Annotated in this window: 13 protein-coding genes and 1 other annotated feature; of the genes, 12 read left to right on the top strand and 1 reads right to left on the bottom strand. The window is 43.6% G+C overall.

Annotation, left to right across the window (positions count from 1 at the left end):
• The first annotated feature begins 8 nt into the window (after window positions 1-8).
• From rpmI to GGR02_RS12180, 4 genes are all read left to right on the top strand, one after another.
• Window positions 9-209, top strand: coding sequence for a 50S ribosomal protein L35 (gene rpmI / locus GGR02_RS12195; protein WP_066327566.1), 201 nt, complete (start codon window positions 9-11; stop codon window positions 207-209).
• A 25-nt stretch (window positions 210-234) separates the two neighbouring features.
• Window positions 235-594 carry a 50S ribosomal protein L20 gene (rplT, locus tag GGR02_RS12190; RefSeq protein ID WP_066327564.1) on the top strand — a complete coding sequence of 120 codons (360 nt, stop codon included), beginning with the start codon at window positions 235-237 and terminating at the stop codon, window positions 592-594.
• Between the two features lie 56 nt (window positions 595-650).
• Window positions 651-1,139: a dUTP diphosphatase gene (locus GGR02_RS12185; RefSeq protein ID WP_183185248.1), complete on the top strand. Its 489-nt coding sequence runs from the start codon at window positions 651-653 to the stop codon at window positions 1,137-1,139.
• Window positions 1,140-1,205: 66 nt separating this feature from the next.
• Entirely contained in the window at window positions 1,206-2,291 is a 1,086-nt protein-coding gene (locus GGR02_RS12180; protein ID WP_183185246.1) for a M42 family metallopeptidase, read from the top strand.
• A gap of 36 nt (window positions 2,292-2,327) precedes the next feature.
• Here the strand turns inward: GGR02_RS12180 and sspI are convergent, their stop codons facing one another.
• The gene (gene sspI / locus GGR02_RS12175; protein WP_183185244.1) at window positions 2,328-2,537 is read right to left on the bottom strand and encodes a small acid-soluble spore protein SspI; all 210 of its coding nucleotides are present in this window, start codon (window positions 2,535-2,537) and stop codon (window positions 2,328-2,330) included.
• A gap of 94 nt (window positions 2,538-2,631) precedes the next feature.
• Between sspI and GGR02_RS12170 the strand changes: the two genes are divergently transcribed.
• The 8 genes from GGR02_RS12170 to GGR02_RS12135 all read left to right on the top strand — a co-directional run bounded on the left by GGR02_RS12170 (window position 2,632) and on the right by GGR02_RS12135 (window position 11,993).
• A complete protein-coding gene (locus GGR02_RS12170) occupies window positions 2,632-3,381 on the top strand; it encodes a TrmH family RNA methyltransferase (RefSeq protein ID WP_183185242.1) in 750 nt (249 codons plus the stop codon).
• A gap of 70 nt (window positions 3,382-3,451) precedes the next feature.
• Window positions 3,452-3,687, top strand: a binding site (T-box leader).
• A 49-nt stretch (window positions 3,688-3,736) separates the two neighbouring features.
• On the top strand, window positions 3,737-4,771 hold the full coding sequence (pheS, locus tag GGR02_RS12165; RefSeq protein WP_183185240.1) for a phenylalanine--tRNA ligase subunit alpha: 1,035 nt from the start codon (window positions 3,737-3,739) through the stop codon (window positions 4,769-4,771).
• 15 nt (window positions 4,772-4,786) lie between these two features.
• On the top strand, window positions 4,787-7,201 hold the full coding sequence (pheT, locus tag GGR02_RS12160) for a phenylalanine--tRNA ligase subunit beta (protein ID WP_183185238.1): 2,415 nt from the start codon (window positions 4,787-4,789) through the stop codon (window positions 7,199-7,201).
• Between the two features lie 201 nt (window positions 7,202-7,402).
• On the top strand, window positions 7,403-7,846 hold the full coding sequence (locus GGR02_RS12155) for a hypothetical protein (protein WP_221210841.1): 444 nt from the start codon (window positions 7,403-7,405) through the stop codon (window positions 7,844-7,846).
• 124 nt (window positions 7,847-7,970) lie between these two features.
• Entirely contained in the window at window positions 7,971-8,861 is an 891-nt protein-coding gene (locus GGR02_RS12150) for a polyprenyl synthetase family protein (protein ID WP_183185234.1), read from the top strand.
• Between the two features lie 21 nt (window positions 8,862-8,882).
• Window positions 8,883-9,038 (top strand): competence pheromone ComX, encoded by a 156-nt coding sequence (gene comX / locus GGR02_RS12145; protein ID WP_183185232.1) that lies wholly within the window; start codon window positions 8,883-8,885, stop codon window positions 9,036-9,038.
• Window positions 9,039-9,044: 6 nt separating this feature from the next.
• Complete coding sequence (locus GGR02_RS12140) at window positions 9,045-11,300, top strand: ATP-binding protein (protein ID WP_183185231.1); 2,256 nt, start codon at window positions 9,045-9,047, stop codon at window positions 11,298-11,300.
• A gap of 21 nt (window positions 11,301-11,321) precedes the next feature.
• Entirely contained in the window at window positions 11,322-11,993 is a 672-nt protein-coding gene (locus GGR02_RS12135; protein ID WP_183185229.1) for a response regulator transcription factor, read from the top strand.
• Window positions 11,994-12,333: the final 340 nt, after the last annotated feature.

The following is a 12,333-nucleotide window of genomic DNA, read 5'->3' as shown; positions in this document are numbered from 1 at the left end:
TACACCTTATGCCAAAAATGAAAACACATAAAGGCTCTGCAAAGCGTTTTAAAAAGACGGGCACTGGGAAATTAAAACGTTCTCATGCATTTACTAGCCATTTATTCGCCAACAAAACACAAAAACAAAAACGCAAACTTCGCAAAGCAACGCTTGTATCTTCTGGCGACTTCAAACGCATTCGTCAATTGCTTGACAACGTAAAATAACGATCATTCGTAGGAGGGAATATACATGCCACGTGTAAAAGGCGGAACAGTAACGCGCAGACGTCGTAAAAAAATTCTTAAACTTGCAAAAGGCTATTTCGGTTCTAAACATCGTTTATATAGAGTCGCGAACCAACAAGTAATGAAATCATTAATGTACGCATATCGCGACCGTCGTCAACGGAAACGTGATTTCCGTAAACTTTGGATTACGCGTATTAACGCAGCTGCTCGCATGAACGGTCTTTCTTACAGCCGTTTAATGCACGGCTTAAAGCTTGCGGGCGTAGAAGTGAACCGTAAAATGCTTGCAGATTTAGCAGTAAACGATGCGGCAGCGTTTACACAACTAGCAAACATCGCAAAAGAAAACTTAAATAAATAAGCATGGAATGGCCATTCTCCTTAAGAGAATGGTCATTTTTTAAAGGGGGAGAGTACATGGACATTCGCCGTCTATACACGATGCAGCGGCAGCTAGATGAGCGAATTGAAACCGAGCGCGGATTAAAGGGAGAAAATCTCGTCGAGCGCAAACTGTTGGCGCTGTTAGTCGAAGTAGGGGAACTGGCAAACGAAACGCGCTGTTTTAAATTTTGGAGCTCGAAACCGCCTGCTTCTTTTGAAACAATCTTAGAAGAATACGTGGATGGGCTGCATTTTATTTTATCGCTCGGGTTAGATTTACAGTTGGCAGAGCGCATAGAGTGGCCGAACGTTGAAGAAAGCAAACCGCTCGTTGCCCAGTTTTTCACCGTTTTTCAAGCCATTCATTTGTTTGGGCAGTCGCTAACTTTCGAAACGTACGAAGCGTTGCTGCGCTCGTATGCGGCGCTTGGGCATGCGCTGCAATTTACGCCGGAGCAAATCGAGCGCGCATACATCGCGAAAAATGAAGTGAACCATGAACGGCAAACGCAACATTATTAACCAATTTTTGTACATCGTCGATTGTTTTCGGTATAATGAGGAAGAGACGGTGAAAGGGGATTGAAGATGGCAAAATTAGATCCGACGTTACAAATGTTAAAAGAATTGACGGACGCTAAAGGCGTCCCAGGCAATGAACGGGAAGCCCGGGAAGTGATGAAAAAACATATCGCGCCTTACGCCGACGAAGTAACGACCGATGGTCTTGGCAGTTTAATTGCGAAAAAGATAGGGAACGAAAACGGTCCGAAAATTATGGTTGCCGGTCACTTAGACGAAGTAGGATTTATGGTGACGCAAATCGATGAGAAAGGCTTCATCCGCTTCCAGCCGCTTGGCGGTTGGTGGGGGCAAGTCATGCTTGCGCAGCGTGTAACGATCATGACGAAGAAAGGCGACATCACCGGCGTCATCGGCTCGAAGCCGCCGCACATTTTACCGCCGGAAGCGCGCAAGAAACCAGTGGAAATCAAAGATATGTTCATTGACATTGGCGCCTCCAGCCGTGACGAAGCGCTTGCTTGGGGCGTTCGTCCAGGCGATTCGATTGTGCCGTACTTTGAATTTACCGTCATGAACAACGAAAAAATGTTGCTGGCCAAAGCATGGGACAACCGCATCGGTTGCGCAATTGCCATTGACGTATTGAAACAATTAAAAGATGTGGAGCATCCGAATGTGGTATATGGCGTTGGTACGGTGCAAGAAGAAGTGGGCTTGCGCGGGGCGAAAACAGCGGCGCACACGATTCAACCAGACATTGCCTTTGCGGTGGATGTCGGCATCGCTGGCGACACCCCAGGCGTGTCGGAAAAAGAAGCGATGGGCAAACTTGGTGCGGGTCCGCATATCGTGTTATACGATGCAACGCTTGTGTCGCATAAAGGATTGCGCGAGTTTGTCATTGATGTTGCGGAACAGTTAAACATTCCGTATCATTTTGATGCGATGCCGGGCGGAGGCACCGATGCAGGGGCGATTCATTTAACGGCAAGCGGTGTTCCAGCGCTCACTATCGCTATCCCGACGCGCTACATTCACTCGCATGCAGCCATGCTTCATCGCGACGACTACGAACAAACCGTGAAGTTGCTTGTTGAAGTCATCAAGCGGCTCGATGCGAAAAAGGTGCAGGAAATTACATTTGATTAAAAAAATCGGGGAAGTGGGTGGCCACTTCCCCTTTGTTCATTGCTTTACTGCTTGTTCTAGCGTCGAAAGCATCGTTTCTTTTTGCTGCTCATTAGAATGATTCCAAATCGCTTCAAACAAGACGCCAAGTCCTGGCAAATATTTTTCCTCGCCGCGCTGAATGGCGTCGACAATCGTGTCCTCTAACTGTTCTTTCGTATTGTTAGCGACGTTCGTCATAATCGCATGGCGCAAATTTAAATTCATGTCTTTTCACCTCGCTTTATGTATTACACGTTTATTTTTGGCGCGCTTTTCGGTTATTATGTATAGAGAGAGAAGAGGAAAGGAAGAAAACGCATTGAAACGCATTGAATCAACGAAAAATCCGCAAGTGAAGCAATGGAAAAAATTGCTCACGAAAAAAGAACGCGAGAAAACGGGGCTATTTTTAGTGGAAGGGTTCCATTTAGTCGAAGAAGCTTTAAAAAGCAACATCGTTGAACAGCTTATTTTAGCTGAAACGAAAACGATTCCGACAAGCTGGAACGTGGACAATATTCCGATAGTGATTGTCACTGAAGCGGTGATCGGTGAATTAAGCGATACGGAAACACCACAAGGAATTATCGCAGTGTGCAAGCACCTACATTGGAGCGTCGATAGTGTACAAACGGCATTGTTCATCGACGCGGTTCAAGATCCGGGAAACTTAGGAACGATTATTCGCACCGCTGATGCGGCAGGGATAGATGTTGTTGTTGTCGGAGAGGGGAGTGCCGATATATATAACGCAAAAGTCATGCGTGCTACGCAAGGTTCGTTGTTTCATTTGCCAGTTGTAAAAGGAAATATTGGTCAATGGATCGCTCGCTTCCAAAACAAGCATATCCCCATTTATGGCACATCGCTTCAACATGGGGTAGACTACCGTTCTGTCGCTCCTTCGTCATCGTTTGCATTAATTGTTGGAAATGAAGGAAGTGGAGTAAGCGATAAGTGGCTGCAACAGACGACAACAAACTTATATGTGCCGATTTATGGGAAGGCAGAATCGTTAAACGTAGCCGTTGCGACAGGCATTTTACTGTATCATTTACAGAAAAAATAAACGTATGTTTGCACGATTACCTTGCACGTTATTCCCCATTTGCTTATAATAAATGAAGAATTTCATTATATGAAAGACAATGATCGAGAAGAGTAGCTTGCCGATCACCATTCAGGGAGGAAACGCCATAGACTGCGAGCGTTTTTATGGTAGAAGCAAGTGAATTCACCTCGGGAGTTGGCGCTTGGACCATTTTGCGCATGCAAAATGTAAAGGCGTTCCGGTGGAAGCCGTTATCTGAATGAAGTGAGCTATGCGAACGGCATAGCTAACAAGGGTGGTACCGCGAGTGCACTCGTCCCTTATGTGAGGGGCGAGTTTTTTATTTTTTATACATAATAAGGAGGGATTTCACATGAAAGAACGGTTACAACAGCTTCAACAAGAAGCGCTTGAAAAAATTGAACAGGCAAACGATTTAAAAGCGCTCAATGACGTGCGCGTCGCATATCTCGGCAAAAAAGGTCCAATTACAGAAGTGCTGCGCGGCATGGGAGCATTGTCTCCTGAAGAGCGTCCTGTCATGGGAGCGCTTGTGAACGAAGTGCGCGAAGTGATTCAAACAGCGCTTGAAGCAAAGCAAGCAACCCTTGAACAAGCAGAAGTCGAGAAAAAATTAGCGGCGGAAGCGATTGACGTGACACTTCCAGGACGTCCGATTAGACGCGGCAATCATCATCCGTTAACGCGCGTCATTGAAGAAATTGAAGATTTATTTATCGGCATGGGCTATACGATTGCTGAAGGACCGGAAGTCGAAAAAGACTATTACAACTTTGAAGCGCTCAATTTGCCAAAAGGTCATCCAGCGCGCGATATGCAAGATTCCTTTTATATTACAGAGGAAATTTTATTGCGCACGCATACGTCACCTGTGCAAGCGCGCACGATGGAAAAACATCAAGGACGCGGTCCAGTAAAAATCATTTGCCCGGGAAAAGTATATCGTCGCGACAACGACGATGCGACACATTCGCATCAATTTACGCAAATTGAAGGGCTTGTCGTCGATGAACATATTCGCATGAGCGACTTAAAAGGAACGTTGCGCGAGTTTGCTCGCAAAATGTTTGGCGAAGATCGCGACATTCGCTTCCGTCCAAGCTTTTTCCCATTTACAGAACCGTCTGTTGAAGTCGATGTGTCGTGTTTTAATTGCGGTGGGCACGGCTGCAACGTATGTAAAGGAACAGGTTGGATTGAAATTTTAGGTGCCGGGATGGTTCATCCGAACGTACTTGAAATGGCAGGATTTGATTCGAAAAAATATACGGGCTTTGCGTTTGGGATGGGACCGGAGCGTATTGCGATGCTCAAATACGGCATTGACGACATCCGTCATTTTTATCAAAACGATGTTCGTTTCTTGCAACAATTTAACCGGGTGTAAAGGGAGGTTTAATGGATGTTCGTTTCATATAAATGGCTACAGGAATATGTCGATTTAGCAGGCATTACCGCAAAAGAATTAGCCGACCGCATTACGAAAAGCGGGATTGAAGTGGAAAGTGTGGAAGTGTTAAATAAAGGAGCGCAAGGAGTGGTCATCGGCCATGTGCTTGAGCGCGGGCAGCATCCAAATGCTGATAAATTAAGCAAATGTCTTGTCGATATCGGGGAAGGGGAGCCGGTGCAAATTATTTGCGGGGCACCGAACGTGGCAAAAGGACAAAAGGTCGCTGTCGCCAAAGTCGGGGCAGTTTTGCCAGGAAATTTGAAAATCAAACGTGCGAAATTGCGCGGCGAAGAATCGAATGGCATGATTTGCTCGTTGCAAGAACTCGGCGTGGAGTCAAAATTAGTGCCGAAAGAATACGCCGACGGCATTTTCGTTTTCCCAAGCGATGCGCCAGTCGGTGTCGATGCGCTTGAATTGCTCAACTTGGACGATGAAGTATTGGAGTTAGGATTGACGCCAAATCGCGCCGATTGTTTAAGCATGATCGGTGTCGCTTATGAAGTGGCGGCGATTTTAGGGCGGAGCGTGAAGCTTCCGGCAGTTGAGCTACAAGAAAACAGCGAAAACGTCCACGACTACATTTCCGTTCGCGTCGATGCACCAGAAGACAATCCGTTATACGCAGGGCGCATTGTGAAAAACGTGAAAATCGGTCCGTCACCGCTTTGGATGCAAACGCGTTTAATGGCGGCCGGCATTCGCCCACATAATAATGTCGTTGATATTACGAACTACATTTTACTTGAGTACGGTCAGCCGCTTCATGCGTTTGACTATGACCGCCTCGGTTCAAAAGAAATTGTCGTTCGCCGCGCAAAAGCCGGTGAAACAATCGTGACGCTTGATGATGTAGAGCGCACGTTAACAGAGGAGCATCTTGTCATTACAAACGGGAAAGAGCCTGTCGCCTTAGCTGGTGTGATGGGCGGTGCCAATTCGGAAGTGAAAAACGACACAACGACCGTATTTATTGAGTCCGCGTATTTCATAAGTCCTGTCATTCGTCAGGCGGTCAAAGATCACGGATTGCGCAGCGAGTCGAGCACACGGTTTGAAAAAGGCATCGACCCAGCGCGCACGAAAGAAGCGCTTGACCGAGCCGCTGCTTTAATGGCGGAATATGCTGGCGGCGAAGTCATTGGCGGTGTTGTCGAAGTGAACACGCTGCAACGAAAAGATGTTGTTGTCACGATTACATTAGACCGTATCAATAACGTGCTTGGCACAACAATTACGAAAGAAGAAGTCGCAGGCATTTTAACCAACTTGCAATTTATGTTCACAGAAGATAACGGGACGTTTACGATTACCGTTCCATCGCGCCGCCGCGATATTACGATTGAAGAAGATATTATTGAAGAAGTGGCGCGCCTTTATGGCTATGACAACTTGCCAGCAACGCTTCCAGTCGGGGAAGCAAAGCCAGGGAAACTCACCCCATATCAAGCAAAGCGCCGCCACGTGCGCCGTTATTTAGAAGATGCGGGCTTGTTCCAAGCGATTACGTACTCGCTTACAAATGAAGCAAAAGCGCCGATGTTTGCGCTTGAAACGGCGGAATCGATTCGTTTGGCATTGCCAATGAGTGAAGAACGCAGCGTCTTGCGGCAAAGCTTAGTGCCGCACTTATTGGAAGCGGCAAGCTACAACCGCGCCCGCCAAGTCGAAAACGTTGCGCTATATGAAATTGGCTCGGTATACTTAGCTAACGGAGAGCACGAACTGCCAAACGAAAAAGAGCGCCTCGCAGGCGTTGTGACAGGCGTATGGCATGCGCATTTGTGGCAAGGAGAGAAAAAAGCGGTTGATTTTTATGTTGCAAAAGGGATTTTAGATGGTTTGTTTGCGTTGCTAGGATTAGAAAACCGCGTGGAATACAAACAAGCAAAACGCGAGCACCTTCATCCAGGGCGCACAGCCGATATGTTGCTAGACGGCAAAACAATTGGTTTTATCGGTCAGCTACATCCGGTCGTGCAAAAACAATTTGATTTGAAAGAAACGTACGTGTTTGAGCTAGACCTTGAAGCGTTGCTGAAAGCGGAAGTAGACGACATTCGCTATACCGCGATTCCACGCTTCCCATCGATTGCACGCGACATTGCCCTTGTCGTCGATGAACATGTCGTCGCGGGTGAGTTGCAAAAAGCGATTATCGAAGCAGGCGGCGAACTGTTGAAGGACGTATCGATTTTCGACGTCTACAAAGGCGATCGCCTTCCAGAAGGCAAAAAATCGATCGCCTTCTCGCTCCGTTACTACGACCCAGAACGGACATTAACGGATGAAGAAGTAACAAACGTTCACGAACAAGTGATCAAAGCTGTCGAACAACAATTCGGCGCCACATTGCGCGCATAAAACGTCCCCCATCTGATGCATGAGCATTGGATGGGGGTTTTTATGTCCTTGTCGGATCGGTAAGGAAATTTTTGTCTAGTCCGCCAAAATTGGTGGGCGCACCGTCAAAAAAATGGCGGGGTTCGACAACATGTTGGCGGTGAATAATGGAAAAAAGTGAATTATAATCAAACTATCAAAACGAAAGGAGGAATTTTTAAAATGATTCGTCAATTTGTAAGCATAGCAGTAACGGTAATGCTTGTTGGAGGAATTTTATTTGGCATAGGAAAAGATTCATTGGCAAATTCCAATCAAACGGGGATAAAAGAATCGGGGACGATTACTCCTCAATCGATTGCCTCAAAGACAAAAACAACAACGATCCAAGTTGGACAAACCGTTCAAACTTTGTATGTGACAGGGACTTTTGAAACTCAGTATAGTGATGTTCATAAAAGACAACTGTTTTCGGGAGTTAAATCGATCTCCTCAAAAGCGTCTGGCAGTGGGACGTGGACACAGACAGGATATAATGCGGAATTAATTGATGGTGGTCGCACATACGTCATTACTGTGTCAGGGAAATATTCCTATAATGGTGCAACATATACGATTTCAACAAGTATAGAATTTTATTGCAATGCTAATCGTTCTATTGGGTAGTAAGTGATAGCAAAGCAAAAGACTTGTCACAATCTTCGACAAGTCTTTTTATTTTTCAGGAAGGAATTTTATTGAAATTGTCGAATATTCCCTATTTGTAAATATTTGTGCAAGGTGCGATAGGATGAGTGAAAAAGAAAAAATAGCGAAGCAAATGAAAGAAATCGTGGAACAATTGGTGTCGGAACCGCGACTGAAAGCACACATGCTGGTGGCAATCGAGTCACATATGAAAGAGAGCGATTTGTTGTTTGGGCGGTTGGCTTATTTGCATTATGACTTGTTTTCGACACAAGGAGATCACTCAACATATATCGCAGCGGCTATTGAATTGATCGTGCTTGCTGGGGATTTATTGGATGATGTAGTCGATCAAGATCGGTTAAAAGATGATGCGATTACCGTACATACTGCGATTGGGTTTTTGTTATTAGGTCAGCAAGTAATTGCTCATTCACACATTGCTGATGAAAAGAAATTAAAGGCACTGTCATATGTTACGTCTTGCTTGTTGCAAAGTGTACACGGACAACAGACTGATGTGGCGTGTGACGTACAAACAGAAGCAGAATATATAAAAATGGTAGAGAAAAAATCAGGCTCTCTTGTTGCGATGGCTTGTGTCATCGGAGCATTATTAGCAGGAAAAGAGGACATCGCAGCGATTGAAACGTATGCTCGCTACATCGGCATTGCAGCACAAATCGACAATGACCTTGATGCGCTATACAACTGGGATAAAAAAGCTGATATTCAAGCAAAGAAAAAGTCGCTTCCGATTTTGTATATGCTAGAAAGCAAACAAAATAACTTGTGGAAGCAGTATTTCAACAACGATATGGACTACGATCGGATGTATGTCCAAAAAGAAAAAGCACTTCAGCAAATGGGACAGGAAGGAGCGTTTTATTACGCAAAAGTGATGAGCCAAATTTACAAGGAAAAAGCGTTGCAAGAAATCGAAAAACTAGACGTAGATGATGCGTATAAATCTGTGCTGAAAACATTTATTTAAGGATGTTGGAGGGAGATTGTGATGCAACAAATCATTCGCTTTTTAGTCGAACATCCGGAAGTCATCGAAAAATTACAAAATGGTACGGTGAGCCTGATCGGTTTAAGTGAGTTAGAGGTAAAAGCGGTGATAAAGGTGTTTAGCGAATCGACTAGACCGCTTGGATATTGGATGTAGATCACGATGAATCGAACAGTTATTGCCATGATTTTTGCTTCGATTTTAGCGCTATATTTAACCGTTTTAAATGTGAAACATCCATTGATCGGCATGGATGTAGTAGAAAAGAAGGGCGCTGTGGTTGTTAACGATCTTTATGAGTTTGGCTGGGCAAAAAAACATGGGATTCATATTTATGATCAAGTGTTAAAAATAGATGGAAAGCCTCCGCTGTCCCATTTTACGGTTCAGAAATACAAAACGATTGAACAAGCAAAAGCAATCACTATTCAAAGAGGAAATCAAATCCAAACTTTGGTGATTGACTATCTAGCGCATGGAACGGAACAGTGGTTGTATTATATTATTTTGCCGACATGTTTTTTTCTATTCGCTGTTCGTTTAAGCATATTTTTGCTTCGTTTGCGACCAGATAGTAGTTCGGCGACCGTGCTGATTTACTTGTTGTTATCGACAGGGCTTTGTTATATCAGTGCCAGCTTATCGGCGAAACATGCGCCTTTTGGAAGGCAAATATTCAGCGGTGTATTTTTCATGCTGCCTCCGCTATTTTTGCATTTTGTTTACAACTATTTTGAAAAAGAAAAGAAGATATGGTTTGCGAAAAAAATCGTCTTTTCCCTTTATGGGTTTAACGTTGTGATGTTTATTATTTCACTGATGTCTATACCGTTTCGTTCGATAAGTGAAACGGAAGTGTTATTGACGGCATTTTTTATCAATATGGTTATCATTCTTGCTTTGTTAGGAAAAGGGTTCGTTGATCTGAAAAAAGATGAACAGCAACATACCGTAAAAGGATTGTTATTGGCAATTAGTTTATCGACGATCCCATTTCTTTTCTTTTATAGCCTTCCTATGCTAGTGATGAAAAAATGGATATTGCCAGCGGAATTAACAGTTAGCTTTCTTTTCGCCTTACCGATCGTTTTCTTTTATTTAATGGCAACAGATCAACTGTTTCAACTGCCATTTTCCATCGAGCGGTTAAAGTATCTCGGTTTGTTTGCATTATTCCCATCTTTTTTTATGATGATTGTGTACAATCAATGGATCCATCGCTCTAGCAAATGGGCTGAACTTGTTGTTTTATTTTCTATCGTTTATATCATCGTTCTTGCTGCTTTTTACATAAAAGAATGGTTAGACCGCAAATGGCGGGCAAAATTACGTATGCAAAAACATTTTTATGAAGAGAGTTTGTATCGCATAAGTGAACAACTGAAAAAACAACGTACAGTAGAAGGAGCCATGTATTGTTTGGAAAAGGAATTGCAAGAAATTTTGGACGTAGAAAAAATAGAGGTAATACAGTCCATAAACGAACCGCTTTCTTTTGAGTACAATGAAGAACATTGGGCGAATATCGTCCAAAAAATAAATGGTGCTCCACTTTCGATTGGTCGCGTAACGGAACATCGCTCCTTATTTGTCGTGTTTATCGGTTCATTTCGTCAAACACCTTTATGGCTAGTAGGGAAAAAGAAACGTCCTCTTTCCTTTCGCACCGAGCAAAAAGATTGGCTATCTACCATTGTTTATTATACGAGTATGACGATCGAAAACATGTTAAAAGTAGAGGAGTTACTGAAAGAGTTAGACAGCTTAAAAGAAAAAGAACATTCCATTTTGTTTACACGGTTGATGTTCCAATGGTCAGAACGCGAAAGAAAAAAACTTGCGATCGATTTGCATGATACATTGCTTCAAGATTTAATTTTGTTAAAAAAGAAAGTCGAAAACTTGCGTATTCAATATATGGGCACGGAAGATATGCAAAAGCGGCTAAGCGACATGGAAGAGGAAATTTTAGATGTAATTGATGTAACGAGAGAAATATGTCATGAATTAAGACCGCCATTTTTGAGTCAAATGGGACTAAAACAAGCAATCTCGCAGCTTATTGACCGATTTCATTTACGTACGAATATAAAAGTAAAGTGGAATGTTCACATACAAGCTAAATTAGGAGAAGAACAGGAACTGGCGATTTATCGGATCATACAAGAATTGTTAAACAACGCCGTAAAACATTCACAAGCATCGACGCTCCAACTCGTATTGGATACGCAAGATGAGGCTGTTCAACTTCGTTATGTGGACGATGGAGTAGGAATAGAGATGGAAAAATTAAATGATCATCATGGTAATTTAGGATTATTTGGAATAAAAGAGCGTGTGCAAGGATTAGGTGGAACATGCCAAATCGCGTCATCCTATGGCTCTGGATTAGAGATAACGATCACCATCCCATTATAGACGTATGGAAAGGAGAGAAGCATGGCTCGTATTTTAATTGTCGACGATCATCTTCTTGTTTGTGAAGGTACGAAAAATGTGCTCGAATGTGAAGGGGATTTTCAAGTAGACATTACGACATCTGCGAGCGAAGCAGAACAAATGATCGAGCAACGTGCGTATGATGTATGTTTACTTGACTGGTGTATGCCGGATATGAGCGGTATCGAATTGAGTAAACGAATTCTCGAAAAACAGCCGAATGCGAAAATTGTCATCTATACCGGATATGATATTGTTCCTTTTTTAAATTATTTCATTGAATCAGGCATTACAGGCTTTGTCAGTAAAACCGCATCAAGTGAGCAATTAATTACAGCGATTCGCTGTGCGCTACGAGATGAGGCGGTCATTCCTGTACATGTTCTGCGTCAGCTGCGGCTTTTCGAAGTGAAAGCTAGGATGGGAGAAGAGGTGGAACATATCGCGCTCGACATGTTTGAACAAAATATATTGATAGAGGTTGCCAACGGTTTAAGCAATAAAGAGATTGCAAGAAAGCACTGCATGAGCCAGCGGAGCCTAGAAAGACAGCTATCGCGTATTTTTTCAAAATTATGTGTATCCTCTCGGATAGAAGCGGTGGAAAAAGCAAAACAATTGGGATTCATTCCAGAGCATTATATGTTGTTAACGTCCTCATCGGATGGATGAGGGTGTTTTTGTCTAGTTCGCCAAAATTGGCGTGCGCACCGCCAAAAAATGGCGGGGTTCCGACACAAGTTGGCGGTGAAGAAGAAAGAGAGAAGGGATATAATGGAGGGGAAAGTCCTGCGGTAATATGTCAAGGTGAAAAATCATCGAAATTGGAAATTCGATTGTCCGATGATCCGAAAAAAGACAATACTTAAGAAGCCTAGTCTTGTCCGATGTCATTAACTGGGTTTTGATACAAAATCAGTTAGATCGATACCCCTATCGATCTTCCCCCTTTCTTGGCGTGTAGATTTGACCGTTGCGTAGCAGCGCATCGATCACACGCACGAGTTTTCGA

Source organism: Anoxybacteroides voinovskiense (assembly GCF_014196205.1).
In the GTDB taxonomy this organism is placed as follows: Bacteria; Bacillota; Bacilli; order Bacillales; family Anoxybacillaceae; genus Anoxybacteroides; species Anoxybacteroides voinovskiense.
Note: the sequence above shows the minus strand (reverse complement) of the source record. Positions and strands in the feature narration are given on the sequence as shown.

Coding starts and splice junctions, on each gene's coding strand:
- pheS (WP_183185240.1), top strand. CDS start 3,737: ATGAAAGAACGGTTACAACAGCTTCAACAAGAAGCGCTTGAAAAAATT.
- pheT (WP_183185238.1), top strand. CDS start 4,787: ATGTTCGTTTCATATAAATGGCTACAGGAATATGTCGATTTAGCAGGC.
- comX (WP_183185232.1), top strand. CDS start 8,883: ATGCAACAAATCATTCGCTTTTTAGTCGAACATCCGGAAGTCATCGAA.
- GGR02_RS12150 (WP_183185234.1), top strand. CDS start 7,971: ATGAGTGAAAAAGAAAAAATAGCGAAGCAAATGAAAGAAATCGTGGAA.
- GGR02_RS12135 (WP_183185229.1), top strand. CDS start 11,322: ATGGCTCGTATTTTAATTGTCGACGATCATCTTCTTGTTTGTGAAGGT.
- rpmI (WP_066327566.1), top strand. CDS start 9: ATGCCAAAAATGAAAACACATAAAGGCTCTGCAAAGCGTTTTAAAAAG.
- GGR02_RS12180 (WP_183185246.1), top strand. CDS start 1,206: ATGGCAAAATTAGATCCGACGTTACAAATGTTAAAAGAATTGACGGAC.
- GGR02_RS12185 (WP_183185248.1), top strand. CDS start 651: ATGGACATTCGCCGTCTATACACGATGCAGCGGCAGCTAGATGAGCGA.
- GGR02_RS12140 (WP_183185231.1), top strand. CDS start 9,045: ATGAATCGAACAGTTATTGCCATGATTTTTGCTTCGATTTTAGCGCTA.
- GGR02_RS12155 (WP_221210841.1), top strand. CDS start 7,403: ATGATTCGTCAATTTGTAAGCATAGCAGTAACGGTAATGCTTGTTGGA.
- rplT (WP_066327564.1), top strand. CDS start 235: ATGCCACGTGTAAAAGGCGGAACAGTAACGCGCAGACGTCGTAAAAAA.
- sspI (WP_183185244.1), bottom strand. CDS start 2,537: ATGAATTTAAATTTGCGCCATGCGATTATGACGAACGTCGCTAACAAT.